The sequence below is a fragment of the Rickettsia fournieri genome, from assembly GCF_900243065.1.
GTDB classification, from domain to species: Bacteria; Pseudomonadota; Alphaproteobacteria; order Rickettsiales; family Rickettsiaceae; genus Rickettsia; species Rickettsia rickettsii.
The window spans coordinates 644,552-661,266 of sequence record NZ_LT978484.1; the positions used below are offsets into that span (position 1 = coordinate 644,552).

Consider the following 16,715-nt stretch of genomic DNA (forward strand, 5'->3'; position numbering starts at 1 on the left):
TATAGTTGTTGCATCATCTAATAACAATGCCGTTGAAAATATATCTAAAGAAATATCGTTATATAGTAAAATAGATAAGCTATATCATAAAGATTTAAGTTATTTTAAATAACTTTTATTGAAAGAGGAAAAAGAGAAAGATAGGGGTATATTTGCTGCGGTGCTCGGTAATCATGGAAATAAAAAGAGATTTTCAAATAAGTTTTGGAAATATAAAGATGAAGAAGAAAACGATGATAAGAATGATGAAAAACATACAATACTGCAATATCTTAATCTGCTAGTTAATAATAAATGTAAAGATAAAGCCCCTGCACATTTTAAACCTGAATATTGTAATTCTATAGATGAAATTAATAATGAATGGAAAGAAGCGTGTGCTGATTTTAACAATTTATACAGTGAAATTCATGAAGTTTATGAAAATATTGTATCAATTATTGAATTTAATAAAAAGAAAAGAGAGTTAATTAAGGAAGAGGATTTAGGAGTGATATATGCAGAAAAAAAGAAGAGCAAAATGAGTTAGAATTAGAGCTTGATTATAAAAGCTCTAAAATACTTGAAATTGATTGTGAAATAAAATTATTAAATTTGTTTTTTTTGAAAAAATTCATGCATTTTTTAAAACCGCAAAATACAATTCTTGCTATGAGCAAAAACGGGATTTAATTAAGCTAAAAAATAAATCTTCAGAAGAAATTGACCAGATAAAAACTGATATTAAGAATATTAAAGCTGCAATTAAGAAAATTGAAGCTTCTGTAGAAGAAATAAAACAGCTTAACGACTATATAAGCTTGGCTATCGTAAGTTTAAAAGATAAATATTTCAATATTAAGGATTTTGAAGAAAATTTATTTTGGAAAAATTGGCAAGAAAATTTTGAAGATTTAAATAAAGTCACTCCTTACTTTGATAAAGAGTTTGAAAAATTAAGATCAAAATTATTCATAAGTGCTGTAAGATTACATGAGATATTTATAAATGCTAATGCTGATAATTTGGGGCATAGCCTGAAATATTTCTTTGATATGGCAGTGCATTCATCGGGTGACCCTAAGATAAACAAAATTGCTTGGCAAAATTTCTTTATGGTCATACCTGTTGTGTCTACAACTTTTCACTCATTCGATAAAATGTTGGCAACATCCGAACATAATGAAATTCCTTGGTTATTTATTGATGAAGCAGAGCAGATACCGCCACAATACGCAGCTAGTGCTATTTAAAAATCAAAAAAAGTCGTAGTAGTCGGTGATCCGCTACAAACAGATCCTATTTCTATATTAAAGCAAGATTTAATGAACAAATTATGTGAACATTTTAAGATTTCATATCCTGAGTGGTCACCTTCGGAAGTTTCATTGCAAAACCTAGCTGACCGTAATTCTTTATATCAAACAAAAATAGATGATGTTACGGTTGGTTTCCCTTTATTAGTGCATAGAAGATGCCAAAATCTGATGTTTAAAATATGTAAAAAATAGCTTACGGTGACAAAATGATTTTTGCTACCTCTGACTGTAACTCTGATATTAGAACGATTTTAGGTACTTCAAAATGGATAGATATAAAAGATAATAAGGTTCAACGTTATAAATATGAATCGGAAGCCGAATTTCAAAAATTACTAGAGTTATTAAAACCAAGTATTAAAAGAGAAAAAAGGGGATGATTTGCTCAACAAATTTACATTATTACAATGTATAAAGATTACAGCGAATCTATTCGTAGAAAATTGAATGAAATAATATGACGATTCAAGATATGAGAAAACAATTCAAGCATTTGGATATAAAAATATCGGCACTATTCATGCATTTCAAGGCACAGAAAACGATACGGTAATAATACTACTAGGAGCTCAGCATCCTCTTGATAAAGGTGCAAGAAATATAATGACGCAAAAGCAAAACGTCTTAAACGTCGGTATTAGCAGAGCTAAAAATAACCTTTATATTATCGGTAGCCTTGAGATTTGGCTGAAACATAAATATATGCCGGAAATCTATAATATGCTTGGTGATAAAGATTATACTTAGATAGCACTACAAGAATTGGCTAACTGTACAGACTGGCGGAGAGAGAGGGATTCGAACCCTCGATACGGTATGACCCGTATAACGGTTTAGCAAACCGCCGCCTTCGGCCACTCGGCCATCTCTCCGGTTATATGGCTTTACTTTATATCATCTAATAAGCAAAATTTCTAGAATTATTTTATAATTTTTCTAACTCAATATAATCATTTCCCGGCTTTACGGAATTGCTCATAATCAAAGCTTCCTTATCACACCCGGGTAGCCCTTTAAAGTCCATATACCAATAACTAGGTAAATCATCCCAACTACGGAAATATTCAATATATTTGTAAAACTGTTTAGCCTTGGCTTCGATAGTTTTAATATCCGTGTTATCATCACAAATATCAAAAAGTTGTTGGGTTATGTAATAAATAGATTTAGTATCATTTTTATATTTATCTATTAAGTACTCTATAATTTCGATTCGCTTGTTTAAGCTAAGATGATAAGAGTCTGAAATTAACAATTTTACAAAATTCTCACTATCACTACAGATGCTAAATAATATGTTCTGAATGTTCTCAAATAATTTCTGATATTTAACTAAAAATCTATTCCAAGTTATTGCTTTAAGCTTGACAAAACTCTTATAGTCTTTTGGTTGGCATTCGGGAATATATTTTTGTAACGGTACTAAAAAATTGAGGTTATCTAAATTTTGATGAAAATTGTGTAATTCTTCAAAATATGCAACCATAAAAATGATTGTACACTGAGTAATAAGAAAATCTACAAAATAAAATTGATAAATAAATTTGATGATATTTGAATATCTGCTACTAACTCGCTGTCTAGTTTTCTAATATCATTTACTATATCACCAATATATTGTAACTCTTCATCCGTGTGATCTACATATTTAATATTTAAATCTTCAAAGGTAATAACTTTACCTTTGGCTATTTTATCTATTATTGTATAGTTTTTAATTATAGGTTCTTCATAATTAGCAATAATATAAATTTCCGGATTATATATATCTTTGAAGTTATTTCGCAGCATATTGTTTACTGCTTTTACCGTATTTTGATTTAGATAATCAAGCTCTAATATATGAATATTGGTAAGTAATAAACTTGCATGATCTATTTTATTAAAAGGAGCAACATACCATGGATATTCACCTTCTTTAATGTCTTTTTGGATAAGAGCAATTTTTTTATAACATTCTTCTTTTAAAAATGTATCATTAGTATCTGTTAAGGCTAAATTGTAAAATCCTCTATTACCTTGTCTAAATAGCTCTGCCAATCACTAGTGAATAATTCTAGCAATTGCTTAAAAAAACTAAAACTAATTTGCATATAATAATATTAAGTTAATTTAAAAACTTTATGAATCAGAAGTTATTAGAGACAGTTATTGACTAACGTTATCTAAACAATGCTGTAGTTCTTCTAAATTACTTATATTACTTAACTTATATGGATAATTAATTTTCCGGAGCATATTTGTTAGTACGCTTCCTGCCCCTATTTCTACTATATGAGCGATTTCTAATTGGTGAAATAGTTCTAGAGTTTCACGCCATCTAACTCGCCCGCATATCTGAAGCATTAAATTTTGTTTGATTTCTGTAGGATCTAGAGTAGGTTTTGCGGTATAATTTTGGATTATCGGTATCAGAGGTTTATTAATTACAGCTTTATCAAGAGCTACTCGCATTTTTTCTTCTGCCGGTTTCATTAAGCTACAATGAAATGGAGCACTGACTTTCAGCTTTATCGCTTTATAACCTAAATCTTTAATTATACTAATAGCATGATCTATAGCTGTGGTCTTGCCGCTAATAACTATTTGTCCTTCGATGTTATCGTTGGCAATTTGGCATAAATTTATTTTGTTGATCTCTTCTAATATTGCTTCAAGTTTTTGAAGCGGAATATTGATACAAGCCGCCATGCTTCCCTCACCTTCAGGACATGCTTCCTGCATAGATGTACTACGTATATGAAGTAGTTTTGCTGCTGTCTCAAGGTTAATACTTTCGGTGCTACATAAAGCACTATATTCACCTAGCGAATGACCGGCAGCATAATCACAAAGACTATCCAAACTTTTACTGGTTTCAGCTTTGATAATATTTATTATTGCCATAGATACTGCCATTAATGCCGGTTGTGCGTTAGTGGTTAAGGTAAGTTCTTCAGAAGGTCCATTAAAAATTATATCGGTGAGTTTTCGGTTTAGTACTTCATCAACGATTTGAAAAGTTTCTTTGGCGGGTTTAAAATTATCATAAAAATCTTTTCCCATGCCGATCAATTGCAACCCTTGACCGGGGAAGATAAAAGCTGTTTTCATATTTTGTATTATCGATTGAGTTTATTAATAGATTTTATTAAAATTTTCTAAAATAGTCAAATTATTTTAAGCATTTTAAAACTGTTTTTCAATTGTTACGCTATATATAATTTTTACAAAAGTATTAATTTTTCTTAGCTCTATAACTTGATTACTTCCAACTAGTACTATAAATTAAACTAAGAAAATATAAACAAGGAAATTAGTTATGAAGTTAAAAGAATATTTTAAAAAGTTAGAAAGTACAGCTTTTGGTCCGTGGCTTGCTGCATTTAAAAAATTATTGAGTAAAGAGGCATTAGAAGAGGAAATACTGAATATAAAACTAAAGGAATCTGAAAAGCAAGAGGTTAATAAAAAAGATTTAGTTATTTTATCTAATAATGTTATTGAAATTGAACAAAAAGATACAATAGAGCATGAAATTTCAAGAGTTAACCAATATAAAGAAAATATAGGTTTGGTATTTACTCTAATTACCAATATTCAATTAGAAAAATTTGCAGAATTTATCTATAATTTACCGAAAAAAACATAGTGAATTTAAGGATTACTTTCGTAGTGAAGAACAAAAAGATGGGTTTTTTAAAGAAGATGCTTATAAAAAAGTTGTTAATAAAGGTAAATTAGTTGAAAAATTCCAAAACTCATATTCATATAAATATAATTATGAAAAAATAGAACAAAATGTTCATGAATTACAAGCTTATTTAGATTTATATGAATATAATTGTGGTATTCTTAAATCTGATTTATTAGGGCATGATCATTATCATAATGCATAAATTATTATGCTATCTATTTTATAAGTAGCGGTTTCAATAAAAATCTTATTAATTTTCTTATGACAATATCTATAAATGATTTAAATTTAAGATATAGGAGTTAAATTGAAATAAAAAATATTTAAGTTGAAATTTAAATAAATGTTACTACTATTATGTAGTATCTAACTAAATTCTGTGAAATTAATGATGTTTGATCAGTTAAATATCTTATATCCTATGTTAATAAGTATTTTTATTTTTCTTGTTGTAGTTGTTATTTCTAAAATAACAAAGTATAAACAAGCCTTAAAAGAAAAAAATTTAAGTATTATTCCTTATTACCTTTTTCATAAGCATAATGCAGGGATGGTAATTGTTTAACCTTTCTATTTTAATTCTTGCTTTATTTTCAAAGAAACTTTCTAAAATTTTTAACATAAGACGCTATTTAAATATATGTGCGTCTTAATAGTATATTATATTTAATATAGCAGCTACTAATTGAGAAATTTATCGCAAGTTTGTTTGGCTATTTCATACCAGCAATTTTCAGGAGTGGTAGATTTATTACTAAAACCGCATATAATCAGCCTGTCTTTAGCTCTTGTCATTGCAACGTAGAGTAGTCTTATATATTCTTGCAAATCTTTTAATTTTTCAGCTTCTTTCAGCTCTTGCAAAAACTCAGGAGTATCGGCAGCATTAGCAGAGAAAAACATTTCTCCTTTATCATCCCAAATAAATTTATTGCTGCTTATCGGTAAAGTAGTAGAATCGCATAATATAACAATAGGAGTTTCAAGCCCTTTAGAGCCGTGGACGGTCATTACTCTTATTTTGTCTGAATGCTCCATATCACGTTTAATATAGATATCGTTATTCTCAAACCAAGCAACGAATCCTTGCAGTGAATTATCTATATCATTTGCATAGTTTTTGCTTAATGTTAATAGCTCATTTATCATATCATCACTATCATCATCGTAAATCTCTCGTAAATTTAGATTATGCACCACTAAATCAAAGAAGTTCTCAACAATCGATATTTTATAAATTTCAATTAGAGAATCTAACTTATTATATATCTCCTCATGTGAAGAGAGTATATCCCATAAGCTATTCTCACTTTTATTTACAAGAAGTTTGTATAATTGCTGCTCGCTTATTCCAATAATCGGTGATTTTAGTAAACAGGCAAGATTTAAATCATCATCAGGTAGTAACACAAATTTAGCTAATGAAATTAAATCCATTATAGTTAGATTTTCCTTAAGGTTCATTCTATCGCTTACCTCAACTTTAAGCTTAGCTTTGCTAAGTTCTTTGATCAGATTATTACTAAATGCATCTCTCTTTCTAACTAATATCATGAAATCTTTTTCAGATATTCTGTTTGCAGTAGACGGTAAAATTTCTTCGCTTTCTATTTGTTCTTTTATAAAATTTACGATTTTTTCTATGAGTAAATCGGCAGCAGATTTAGAATTTTCATAATCTGCAGGTAGTGCCCAAAAAAGCTCTTCTTGTTTTTCACTCGTCACTAATGGCCAAACCGTTACAGAGCCTTGATGTGTACGAAATGAGGATATTAAAGGATTATTCGAAAGGAATAAACTCGGGTAATTGGATTTTATATTTTTTAAAACATTATAAGTAAATTGTAAAATCTCTGTACATGATCTATAAGAATATTCAAGGGTGATATTTTTGAATTTCTTATTAGCATTTGTAAGATTTGCTTTTAGTCTCTCATTTAATAAGTTGAAATTATGAAGATCAGCCCCTTGAAAACTGAAGATCGATTGTTTATCATCGCCGACTATGAAAACACTATTATTTGGCCTCTCTACAGCATTAAACTCTGTTATTAAAGTAGTAATAATATTCCACTGCGGGGGGCTTGTGTCTTGTGCTTCATCGACAAGAATATGATTTATCTCGCTTTCAAGCTTATGCAGCAACCACTTATGAGTAGTTTTATTATTTAGTAATTTCTCGGTGTAGTAAATTAAATCGTCGTAATCGAGTAAATTATTTTCTTCCTTATATGAATCGTATTTTTTTAAAATAATATGCGCAAGTTTAGTAAGTAAGTTCGTATGATATTCTAGCTCTTCTATGCGACGCAGCTCATCTAATCGGTAAATTTCAGAGGTAATTTTTTCTAGTTCTAGTAATAATTTAGGATATTTCCTTATTAATTCTTTCGATAAAAGGCTTTGTCGTTTTTTCCCATCTTTGGTAAAAAAAATTTCTTTCGGTGCTATCTCCACATCATACTCGGCAAATAAGTTTTTTACCTTATCGTAAATATTATTTAATTCCCCTAACGCTAATCTTTTATTAGATATTTCTTTGGGAATTTGCTTATTTATAAATAACTTTCTGAATTTAATTTTCTGCTCGATTATCTCGGTAAAAATATCTTGCAGAGTTATTTCATGAAATCGGTTAAGTAAAATTTTCATTAAGTCATTATGTTCATCGCTTAAGTAAATTTCGTTTCTGATATTTAGGAAGATATCTTGTAATTTAGTTTCTTCAAGGATTTTAAATTCTGGTGTTATGCCGGCTTCTAAGGGAAAAGTGTTAAGGATTTTTTGACAAAAAGCATGAATTGTATAGATATTTAAAAGCTTATTGCTATTTAGTATTTTATCATATAAAGTTTTTGCGTTTTCTGTTTCTTGCGGCGATGGCTTATTGCCGCTCATTAAGAAAAGTGCTTCTTCTAGTTTCTCGGCGTTGCAAAGAGAAAGATATTTAAGTTTGCTATTAATCCTTACTTGCATCTCTATAGCTGCAGCATTAGTAAAAGTAAGGCATAAAATATTGGAAGGCTCTACGCCCGTTATTAACAGACGTAAAAATCGATCGGTTAGGATTTTGGTTTTACCGGTACCGGCAGATGCCGATACCCAAACGGAGTAATTAGGATCGGATGCTTCTCTTTGTAAATCACTCATTTATGTATCGATTTTCTACTGTTACCCCGTGGCTTGACCACGGGGTCCAGTCTTTTTAATTATTTTTCTGGATCCCGCTACAAGCTCGCGGGATGACATCCACAGCCATATAACGACGCCGATAAATTACATATATTACGATTAAAGAAATAGCAAGTCCAAACCAAGTTAGGGCGTATTCTAAATGGTCATTTCTGATTGCTGCTAAATGATTTATTGCAAGAGGTAATAAAATATCTAGATTGCTAATATCTTTTCCTTCCGCAATAATATAAAAATTCTCAAGATCTAAGCCTAACACTTTGGATGTTTCTTTTAAATTTAGCGTTAGCCACACATTATTTTTTATATCGTTAGCAGGTAAGTAGATACGAGTTTTTTCTGATGGCATGGTAACACCGATAATCTCGTGCTGCCGGTCGTTTGTAGCTTGCGTGATAATATTTTTATTGCGATTACTGAACCAACCTCGTGCTACTAAAATAACTTTATCTTCTATGGTTTTAAAAGGAGTAACTAAATAATATCCGTCTTTTGCACTCGACATTGACCTTCTACCGTATAAATATATGTCTTTATTAGGCAAAAATTGACCGGTAATTTTTACTTTGTGATAAGGTAAACCGTCTTGAATTTCTGCTAAATTAATTGCAGGTGAGGTTAGGTTAGCTTGCATTGAAGCTAAAAATAATTTCTTTTCTTTTAAACGACTAAGCTGCCAAAAGCCTAAAGAGATAAGTATTGTAAAGGTTATAAATACAAGAAAATTTGTTTTCATAGATAAGTTTTAAGGGGATTGTTGATAATCGTCATTGCGAGCGACTAAAAGGAGCGTGGCAATCTCATGAAATAATATAAAATCCCTGAGATTGCCACGTCGAGGCTTTGCCTCTCCTCGCAATGACGTTTTACTAAGCAGTTTTTAAAATCCTACTGAGAAACTCTTTATGTTTTTGCAGCTCTTCTTTTGTAGGTTTAATAACAATAGTAGCTTGCTCTGTTTTGTTATTTACTTGATTAGTTGCTAAATTATTTATTCTGGCAGATTTATCAACCATTTTAAAAGCGGATTGTCTACCGCCCATTAACTCTACATATACTTCTGCAAGTAATGCTGCATCTTTCAAAGCTCCGTGAAGCTGCCTACCTGAATTATCAACTTTAAATCTTTTACATAATGCATCAAGATTATATTTTGAGCCTGGAAACATGCTTCTAGCCATTACTAAAGTATCAATAGTATTTGCTAGTTCCAAGAGTTTAATTTCGGTTCTTTTTAATAATGATAATTCGTGATTTAGAAATTTAATATCGAAAGGAGCATTATGAATAATCAGTTTGCTATCTGAAATAAACTCTAAAAAATCATCGGCTATTGTATGAAATAGAGGCTTGTCTTTTAAAAATTCGCCGGATATGCCATGAATTCTATAAGCCTCAAACGGCATATCTCGCTCAGGATTAATATAAAAATGAAAATTCCTGCCTGTTAATACCTTATTTACCATCTCAATAGCACCGATCTCAACGATTCGATGACCTTGTCGTGGGTCAAGTCCCGTAGTCTCGGTATCTAAAATTATTTCTCTTAAACTCGACATTTCAAATCCTTTATTAGCTTCGCTATTTGTTTTTCCAAGTCTAACATATCAACGCCGCTATTTATAGCAAAATCTGCTTTTGCTATTTTGCTCTCTTGTGATAGTTGAATTTCTTTGATTTTATTATAAATTTCTATATCAAACGAAGATCTCGTTATTGCTCTTTGCATTCTTATTTCTTCAGAGCAGTATATTGTTACGACAAAATCAAAATATTTATCAAATTTAGCTTCATAAAGCAGCGGTATTTCGGCAAAGCCAAATTTGGAATTAGCATTTTCTTTTTTAAAGAAAATGAGTTTATCTATTAGTAAGGGGTAAATAAAATTTTGTAGTTTTTCTCTAGCTAGGTCGTTATTGTAAATTAAATTACTGATTTTTCCAATATTGAAAGACTCAAGTTCAGGTAGTAATTTTAAAATCTGAGTTTGCAAAACTACATCTTGATATAATTCTTTTATGCATCTATCGGCACAAAAAGTTTTATATCCTTTTTCTGCTAAATAATCCAACATAAAAGTTTTACCCGATGCATAGCTACCGGTAATACCTATTGCTAACATTTTGTTATAAAAATTTTATGTTCATTAGCGAGTTTTATAGTTAATTCTTCTTCGACTATAATTACGTTATTTTTTTGAATCGCTATCCCTTTGTAATTATATTTAGCAAGATTCTTTATAGTATTAGGACCGATCGTCGGCATATCTAGTCTATTATCTTGACCTAATTTCGCTATTTTTACTAATACTCCTCCATGAGGATTTTTACGTAAATCTGCACATCTCGTTATTAAATTATCCGTTCCTTCGGCAGCCTCTATACCAAGTATGTAGCCACTTTCAACTATAACCGATTGTGCAATGTCGAATGCACTTAGATGATTCAATAATTTTATTCCAAGCTCAATATCATTTTTATCTGAACTTATAGGGTTAGTATCGGTTATAATATTGGAGTTATCTTGTTGATTTTTATATATTTCATTACTTGAAATTACCTTGAAACCGTAACTTTCAAAAAAATCCGCTACTGTTTTTAGCAAACTATCATCTCCTCGAATTTTTTGCCCAACTATTTTGAAAAGCAATAAACCGCCTATTTTATCTACGGCTAAATTTTTAAAATTCGGTCTATTAACTCCACCGATAAAAATAATATTTTTTACCTTATGCTCCTTAAAATATTTTATAGCTTCCCCGACCATACCGATTTTTAAAATCTTATATTCAAAATCTTTAATTTGATCTATATCAGCTTCGTCTTTAATTGCCGCGATATAGCAATTACCGCCTTGCTTTGTATAATTACCTGCTATTAAGTAAGGTAATGAACCTCTGCCGGCAATAATTCCAAGATTTGGTAGCATAATTAAGTTTTTAATTTAGAATTCTAAACATTTATTATAAGTCCATTTTTAATATAAATCTAGAATTCTTATTTGACCTTTACATTTTAATCAAATTAAGGCATAATATTTGGTGCTAATATAGCTATAGTAATAAACGTAATTTAGAATAGAGGTTGCGGACTCGGGGGCAGTACCCGACGCCTCCACCAAAACTTTCTAAATAACTTGCTCCTAAAGGTAATTTGTACGTCGCTCCGGTATTCGAATCCTCACATTACTTGCGTGTACCCTGCGGTTCTGCGTTCCGTGTCGCCTTCAAATTTCTCTTTATTAGCTACGTCATTTAGAAAAGTTTAAATATGTAATAACTCTTAAAGAGTAGACAATACGAAGTTCATCGAGTATTTTTGGGGGGCGAAATAGGATCGACGTGCCTAATAAAAAGATTGCTTTTACTCGGGATGATTCCGCCGATGGCTTATGCCATATGGGTCAAAACAAAGAAACGCAAACGATAATAATCGTTCTGTAGGGCGTTTAGCTTTAGCAGCTTAATCCTACGCGGCTGGAGGGTGTGCCGGGCAACAGAAAAACCCTCACTTACTTGTTTAATTTAAAAAATTGGCATTGCCTAAAAACGGTTGATCTTGTCATTGCAAACGAACGTAGAGAATGTGGCAATCTCATAAAGTAGGACTCCTGAGATTGTTTCGTCAAAACTTACAGTTTTTCCTCGTAATGACGTAAACTGTTCAAATTAAACTTCGTCGACCTATTTTTATTTATTTTTCTCGTATGAATATTGAATATAAAAAATTTGTGCATGAATATATGCTAGAATTTGTGAAAAAAATTCTAACAAAAATTCAGCATGAAAATTTATATTGGGATCAGTTAATATACATATCGTACAGAACCGATAACCCTGCGGTAATTTTACCTTCAAAAGTTAAACAGGCATATCCGAAACAGATAACAATAGTACTGCAATATCAGTTTGAAAATTTAATAGTAAATGATACGGGCTTTTCTTTAACGGTAAGTTTTGACGGTGTTAAAGAAATAATTTACGTACCTTTTGATGCACTTATTAGCTTTGTTGATTCCAATAATAATTACAGTCTCACTTTTAATCAGTCGTTAAATATACATGAAAATCCTCAACATGAAGAGGAAATAAGTAATAATAAAAGTTATCAGACTTCATCATCTTCAAGTCCAAATGTTATAATGTTAGATAAGTTTCGTAATTCTTCTAAACCTAAACCTAGTTAATGCATATTATGGATTCAAAAGTAGTGATATATACTGATGGTGCATGTGCGGGTAATCCAGGTCCCGGAGGGTGGGGAGCTTTGCTTCAATTTAATGATACTAGCAAAGAAGTATTTGGGTATGAGTTAGATACGACTAATAATCGTATGGAAATTACGGCAGCACTTGAAGCCTTGAGGATTTTAAAAAAATCTTGTAATATTGAGATTTATACCGATAGTAAATATTTGCAACAAGGAATTACCGCTTGGATTCATAATTGGATAAAAAATAATTGGTGTAAAAGCAACAATGAACCCGTTAAAAATGCCGATTTATGGCAAAAATTATACGCAGAATTGAGTAAACATACTATTATTTGGAAATGGGTAAAAGGTCATGCAAATAATAGCGGTAATATTGCTGCCGATAAACTTGCAGTGCAAGGAAGAGAAACTGCTATAGAAATTTTAAAATGTCGTGGATAGATAAGTTTTTTATTACTTTTTTTCACAAAAAAGTAGGAGAAGATGAGTTTTTGAATCAATATTATGAAAGCCGTAATATTGATTATTTAGGGCGTCCAAGGAGGTTTGTTATTTATAAAAATGTAAATGAACCTACAAAAATTCCGCCAAGTTGGCACGCTTGGTTACATCATTTAGTAAATGAGATACCAAAAAATATTCAGCTTTTTCCATGGCAAAAGAATAATAAAATAGTTAAAAAGCTGCCTAAAACATCAAATCTTAAATATAATAGATGGCAACCGTAATTAATTAATAAAATATAAAAAACAATGCAACAGAACATTATTGAAACAATTATAGGCTTTGTAGTATTAATTATTGCTTTGCTATTTTTGATTTTTGCCTACAAAACAGGTAGTTCTATAACTAGCTCAAAAGGCTATCAGGTAACTGCTCATTTCCAAAGTGCGGAAGGGATAGCAGTTGGAAGCGACGTAATGATTTCAGGTATAAAAATCGGTAGTGTAAAGCAAATTACTTTAGATCCAAATAGCTTTGATGCAAGTGTATATCTAAATATTAATGATGATGTTAAAATACCTAAAGATTCTAAAGCCCAAGTAGTCACCAGCGGGTTACTTGGAGGTAAATATATTTCAATTGTACCGGGTAATGACGATGAAAATTTAGCGGCTAATGAAGAGATAAAATATACTCAATCAGCAATTAATATTGAATCATTAATTAATAAAATTGTTTCTTCATTCGGTAGTAAGTAGAAGTAATACGAAATAAAAAATCATTAAATTTAGTCGAATCTAGTTTAGATTCGGTTTTTTTATTATTTAAGCTATTGTAAAGTTCTTATAAGAGGAGCATCGTATAAGTTTTGTAGGCAAAATAATTTGCTTAACAAAATGTAAACTAATAAAGGAGTAAATTATAAAAGAATCAAATTCAAACTCTGCTACAGCAGATGTCGAAGGTATCAAAAAAGATATTGAAAGCTTAGTGTCAAGATTACGTAATTTAAAAGGTAAATCCGGAGATATTCTAGATGAGCAGTTAGGTAATTTATCATCCCGTTATGGAACATTATAAAGATAAAGTAATGGATAAAGGTAAAGCTAATGTAGCGGATTTATGTGAGTCGACACGTGACCACCCTTTGCGGAATCTCGCTTACGCTTTTGGTGCAGGTGTATTGCTCGCTATTCTTATGAAATAGGTAATTCAATGTTAAAATCTCTAATATATGAATTATTAAAAAGTAGCATTAAACAAGAAGAGAAATCTTATGGCAAACCATTTGTCTATTTTTTTAATATTCTAGGTTTAGTTTTAATAATTATTGCTAATTATTGTGATTGTTCGGATAGTCTGGAATTTTATTTTCTTATGCAAAGCGGAATAATTTCTATATTAAGCTCTTGATGCCGAATTTTGTAAGATTCGCTTATACGACTTCGTTAAGCTCACTCTTAAATTTGTCATTTGAGTGTCTGATTTTGTTTTTGGGCAATCTACATTATCTTAGCCAAGTGTATGAAAGTGTTTAAGCTTTCTTCGTCGTCTTGGGTCATTATATAAGGCACTTTGACATATATAAGCATTTTATGTGTTTTGTCCGATATTTTATTTTTCTCTAAAAACGCATATGATTTATGAGTATTGTTATGTTCATCTTGTATACTAAACACTTTATTTACTGCAACTGATTTATCGGATTTTGATATAAAATCATCAATAAAATAGTTTAAATAATCTCTAAATAATTCGCTTAATTGCTTATCATTTTCAAGTTCTTCATATGATAACGATCTTGCGATTTTCAACTTAAAATATGATTTAATCATTTCAAGAGCAGAATATCTATCGCAGTTATTATTAAGAATTTTATATAACATTTTTTTATCAAAATATGCAGGTATTATTTTTAAATCCTTATTAATAATTTGCTGTTTGTAATAAGATAATTGACGCATCAACACGATAACAGTAGCTGTAAGACCTGCAACTAAGATAGAGTATAAATTTAGTGATTGAAAAAGCATATTTTGAATATATTTAATTATAACTACCAATGATAGTACAGTATTTTGTTTTTCAATCTAAAAATGAACCATTGCTGTATATTATTTATTTTTTCTTTCAATTATATCACATATCTATCATGCTAATAAAATAAAGTAAAGTAAATTTAAAGTACTAATTATTAGTTTGTTTCTTGCTTTTAACGTTACTATTTACTGGGGAATACAGTGAAATCTATATAATTACAACTATAAAAAACATCGCAATATATTATAGCTTTTCTCTATCAATTCACGAAATATATTAAATTGCACTTCCTTTTCTTATTTATCGTGTAAAGCGAAATTTTCTATTGACTTTTATATAAAACAGTATAAATTTCTTTACAATTTAATTTTTTGTAAAGAATTTATGCTAGGCTATGAAAAAGAACAGAGAAGTTTAACAAGCGACCAAAAAGAAGCCACGGGAATTTTATCTACAGCTACTTTTCTTGAGTATTTTGATTTAATGTTGTACGTCCATTTAGCAGTATTGTTAAATGAATTGTTCTTTCCTAAATATGATTCGAGTGCAGCTTCTCTTCTCTCTGCCTTTACCTTTTGTTCTACCTTTATATTTAGACCACTAGGAGCATATGTTTTTGGTCGAATAGGTGATACAAATTAGGGCGAAAATCTACTGTTATTATCTACCTTAATGGCTTTATCCTGTATAATTATGGCAAATGCTCCTACTTATGAACAAGTAGGTTATTTTGCTGCTGTATTAATCACAATTTGCCGTGCAATTCAAGGTATAGGGACTGTTGCGAGATGAGAGGATAGCAGGTATAATTAAAAAAAACAAAAAATATGTTCATATGTCTGAGTATCAAATGATAATGGTAAGTTTAGATGAGTTAATAAGTGTGGATCATCAATATCGTAAATTCAAAAGTTTATTCAATTTTAAAGCAGTTGAAGCTGAGTTATTAGCAGTAGAATGCGAAGCTAACTATAAAGGCTATGGTATAGTGAGGCTGTTTAAATGTTTGCTGCTGCAATTTATGGAAGACTTATCGGATCGGGAATTGGAACGTTATTTAGCTGATAGCACAGCGGCAAAATGGTTTTGTGATTTTGCTCTTACAGAGAAGACGCCTGATTATAGTGTATTTAGTAAAATACGTAAAAAAATAGGCACTAATTTACTATCAAAAATATTTGTAAAATTCCGAGATCAACTACGAGCACAAGGCTATATGGGTGAAGTATTTACCTTTGTAGATGCTTCTCATTTAATCTCAAAAGCTAATCTTTGGGAGGAACGTGATAAACTAAGAACACAAAAATATGATAAATTGAATAATGAGACTCTGCCTAAGGTTGTAAAGGATAAACAAGCTAAAATTGGCTGTAAGGGAGCAAATAAATTTTGGTATGGTTATAAAAAACATGTGAGTGTCGATATTCAATCAGGAATGATCAATAAGGTTGCAGTTACCCCTGCAAATGTTACTGATAGCAAAGGTTTTAAGCATGTTATGCCAAGCTCCGGTGCTACATATGTTGATAAAGGTTATTGTACAATCTCTGCCAAGAATGCAGCAGCTAAAAAGGGGTTCCATCTTTGCTCAATAAAGAAAAATAATATGAAAGATAAGAATTTTGACCTTGATAAATATTATACGAAAATCAGAGCACCTTTTGAGAGGGTATTTTCAAAAGATAATAAACGGGTTAGATATATAGGAATTGCCAAAAATCAATTCTCTGAATTTATGAATGCCATATGTTTTAATTTAAAACGATTAGTGGTTTTAACAACTTTAATAGCTTAGAGAAATTTGTTAATAAAAATCCTAACTCTGTAAACAAATCTCTATTAAATTACTATACT

The 16,715-nt window shown here is 30.3% G+C and carries 20 protein-coding genes, 1 tRNA gene, 1 other RNA gene and 4 pseudogenes; 16 read left to right on the plus strand and 10 right to left on the minus strand.

What is annotated here, in order from left to right; translation table 11 throughout:
* Nucleotides 1-118 precede the first annotated feature (118 nt).
* The 5 genes and pseudogenes from C4Q30_RS06515 to C4Q30_RS09925 all read left to right on the plus strand — a co-directional run bounded on the left by C4Q30_RS06515 (nucleotide 119) and on the right by C4Q30_RS09925 (nucleotide 2,045).
* Complete coding sequence (locus C4Q30_RS06515; protein ID WP_024704350.1) at nucleotides 119-529, plus strand: hypothetical protein; 411 nt, start codon at nucleotides 119-121, stop codon at nucleotides 527-529.
* A gap of 50 nt (nucleotides 530-579) precedes the next feature.
* Nucleotides 580-887, plus strand: a pseudogene (locus C4Q30_RS10540) (hypothetical protein); the annotation flags it as partial.
* A 417-nt stretch (nucleotides 888-1,304) separates the two neighbouring features.
* Complete coding sequence (locus C4Q30_RS09920; RefSeq protein WP_245207522.1) at nucleotides 1,305-1,490, plus strand: hypothetical protein; 186 nt, start codon at nucleotides 1,305-1,307, stop codon at nucleotides 1,488-1,490.
* A gap of 14 nt (nucleotides 1,491-1,504) precedes the next feature.
* A complete protein-coding gene (locus tag C4Q30_RS08875; protein WP_198913044.1) occupies nucleotides 1,505-1,678 on the plus strand; it encodes a hypothetical protein in 174 nt (57 codons plus the stop codon).
* 175 nt (nucleotides 1,679-1,853) lie between these two features.
* Nucleotides 1,854-2,045: a P-loop NTPase family protein gene (locus C4Q30_RS09925; RefSeq protein WP_245207575.1), complete on the plus strand. Its 192-nt coding sequence runs from the start codon at nucleotides 1,854-1,856 to the stop codon at nucleotides 2,043-2,045.
* A 33-nt stretch (nucleotides 2,046-2,078) separates the two neighbouring features.
* Here C4Q30_RS09925 and C4Q30_RS06535 read toward each other — a convergent pair.
* From C4Q30_RS06535 to fabD, 4 genes are all read right to left on the minus strand, one after another.
* Nucleotides 2,079-2,170, minus strand: a tRNA-Ser gene (locus C4Q30_RS06535).
* Nucleotides 2,171-2,223: 53 nt separating this feature from the next.
* Complete coding sequence (locus tag C4Q30_RS06540; RefSeq protein ID WP_103897547.1) at nucleotides 2,224-2,553, minus strand: hypothetical protein; 330 nt, start codon at nucleotides 2,551-2,553, stop codon at nucleotides 2,224-2,226.
* A 263-nt stretch (nucleotides 2,554-2,816) separates the two neighbouring features.
* Nucleotides 2,817-3,338, minus strand: coding sequence for a hypothetical protein (locus C4Q30_RS09930; protein ID WP_245207523.1), 522 nt, complete (start codon nucleotides 3,336-3,338; stop codon nucleotides 2,817-2,819).
* A gap of 108 nt (nucleotides 3,339-3,446) precedes the next feature.
* Nucleotides 3,447-4,391 (minus strand): ACP S-malonyltransferase, encoded by a 945-nt coding sequence (gene fabD, locus C4Q30_RS06560; RefSeq protein WP_103897548.1) that lies wholly within the window; start codon nucleotides 4,389-4,391, stop codon nucleotides 3,447-3,449.
* Nucleotides 4,392-4,599: 208 nt separating this feature from the next.
* Between fabD and C4Q30_RS06565 the strand changes: the two genes are divergently transcribed.
* Both C4Q30_RS06565 and C4Q30_RS06570 read left to right on the plus strand, forming a co-directional pair.
* On the plus strand, nucleotides 4,600-4,929 hold the full coding sequence (locus tag C4Q30_RS06565) for a hypothetical protein (RefSeq protein ID WP_103897549.1): 330 nt from the start codon (nucleotides 4,600-4,602) through the stop codon (nucleotides 4,927-4,929).
* On the plus strand, nucleotides 4,892-5,176 hold the full coding sequence (locus tag C4Q30_RS06570) for a hypothetical protein (protein WP_103897550.1): 285 nt from the start codon (nucleotides 4,892-4,894) through the stop codon (nucleotides 5,174-5,176). The genes C4Q30_RS06565 and C4Q30_RS06570 overlap by 38 nt, the downstream gene beginning before the upstream one ends.
* A gap of 479 nt (nucleotides 5,177-5,655) precedes the next feature.
* On the opposite strand, the gene C4Q30_RS06575 is transcribed toward C4Q30_RS06570, so the two are convergent.
* The 5 genes from C4Q30_RS06575 to C4Q30_RS06595 form a co-directional block, all read right to left on the minus strand.
* Nucleotides 5,656-8,124: a UvrD-helicase domain-containing protein gene (locus tag C4Q30_RS06575; protein WP_103897551.1), complete on the minus strand. Its 2,469-nt coding sequence runs from the start codon at nucleotides 8,122-8,124 to the stop codon at nucleotides 5,656-5,658.
* Nucleotides 8,125-8,179: 55 nt separating this feature from the next.
* Nucleotides 8,180-8,902 (minus strand): SURF1 family protein, encoded by a 723-nt coding sequence (locus C4Q30_RS06580; RefSeq protein WP_103897552.1) that lies wholly within the window; start codon nucleotides 8,900-8,902, stop codon nucleotides 8,180-8,182.
* A 133-nt stretch (nucleotides 8,903-9,035) separates the two neighbouring features.
* A complete protein-coding gene (dnaQ, locus tag C4Q30_RS06585) occupies nucleotides 9,036-9,725 on the minus strand; it encodes a DNA polymerase III subunit epsilon (RefSeq protein WP_103897553.1) in 690 nt (229 codons plus the stop codon).
* Nucleotides 9,713-10,288, minus strand: a complete 576-nt coding sequence (gene coaE, locus C4Q30_RS06590) for a dephospho-CoA kinase (protein ID WP_103897554.1) — start codon at nucleotides 10,286-10,288, stop codon at nucleotides 9,713-9,715. Before coaE ends, dnaQ begins: the two co-directional genes overlap by 13 nt.
* Nucleotides 10,282-11,094 carry an LpxI family protein gene (locus tag C4Q30_RS06595; protein WP_103897555.1) on the minus strand — a complete coding sequence of 271 codons (813 nt, stop codon included), beginning with the start codon at nucleotides 11,092-11,094 and terminating at the stop codon, nucleotides 10,282-10,284. Before C4Q30_RS06595 ends, coaE begins: the two co-directional genes overlap by 7 nt.
* 74 nt (nucleotides 11,095-11,168) lie before the next feature.
* Here C4Q30_RS06595 and ssrA point away from each other — a divergent pair.
* The 7 genes and pseudogenes from ssrA to C4Q30_RS06630 form a co-directional block, all read left to right on the plus strand.
* Nucleotides 11,169-11,677: a transfer-messenger RNA gene (gene ssrA, locus C4Q30_RS06600) on the plus strand.
* A gap of 194 nt (nucleotides 11,678-11,871) precedes the next feature.
* Nucleotides 11,872-12,351: an SspB family protein gene (locus C4Q30_RS06605; RefSeq protein ID WP_014014721.1), complete on the plus strand. Its 480-nt coding sequence runs from the start codon at nucleotides 11,872-11,874 to the stop codon at nucleotides 12,349-12,351.
* Complete coding sequence (gene rnhA / locus C4Q30_RS06610) at nucleotides 12,351-12,818, plus strand: ribonuclease HI (RefSeq protein ID WP_004997577.1); 468 nt, start codon at nucleotides 12,351-12,353, stop codon at nucleotides 12,816-12,818. Before C4Q30_RS06605 ends, rnhA begins: the two co-directional genes overlap by 1 nt.
* Entirely contained in the window at nucleotides 12,806-13,105 is a 300-nt protein-coding gene (locus C4Q30_RS06615) for an NADH-ubiquinone oxidoreductase subunit NDUFA12 family protein (protein ID WP_017442576.1), read from the plus strand. Before rnhA ends, C4Q30_RS06615 begins: the two co-directional genes overlap by 13 nt.
* Nucleotides 13,106-13,129: 24 nt before the next feature.
* The gene (gene mlaD, locus C4Q30_RS06620; RefSeq protein WP_004997581.1) at nucleotides 13,130-13,579 is read left to right on the plus strand and encodes an outer membrane lipid asymmetry maintenance protein MlaD; all 450 of its coding nucleotides are present in this window, start codon (nucleotides 13,130-13,132) and stop codon (nucleotides 13,577-13,579) included.
* A 163-nt stretch (nucleotides 13,580-13,742) separates the two neighbouring features.
* Nucleotides 13,743-14,028, plus strand: a pseudogene (locus C4Q30_RS10545) (hypothetical protein).
* Between the two features lie 8 nt (nucleotides 14,029-14,036).
* A pseudogene (locus C4Q30_RS06630) lies at nucleotides 14,037-14,231 on the plus strand (hypothetical protein); the annotation flags it as partial.
* A 92-nt stretch (nucleotides 14,232-14,323) separates the two neighbouring features.
* Here the strand turns inward: C4Q30_RS06630 and C4Q30_RS06635 are convergent.
* Nucleotides 14,324-14,884, minus strand: coding sequence for a hypothetical protein (locus tag C4Q30_RS06635; RefSeq protein ID WP_103897556.1), 561 nt, complete (start codon nucleotides 14,882-14,884; stop codon nucleotides 14,324-14,326).
* Between the two features lie 361 nt (nucleotides 14,885-15,245).
* Between C4Q30_RS06635 and C4Q30_RS09935 the strand changes: the two are divergent.
* Nucleotides 15,246-15,644: pseudogene (locus tag C4Q30_RS09935) on the plus strand (MFS transporter); the annotation flags it as partial.
* A 73-nt stretch (nucleotides 15,645-15,717) separates the two neighbouring features.
* Nucleotides 15,718-16,656, plus strand: coding sequence for a transposase (locus tag C4Q30_RS06650; RefSeq protein WP_280641661.1), 939 nt, complete (start codon nucleotides 15,718-15,720; stop codon nucleotides 16,654-16,656).
* Nucleotides 16,657-16,715 lie beyond the last annotated feature (59 nt).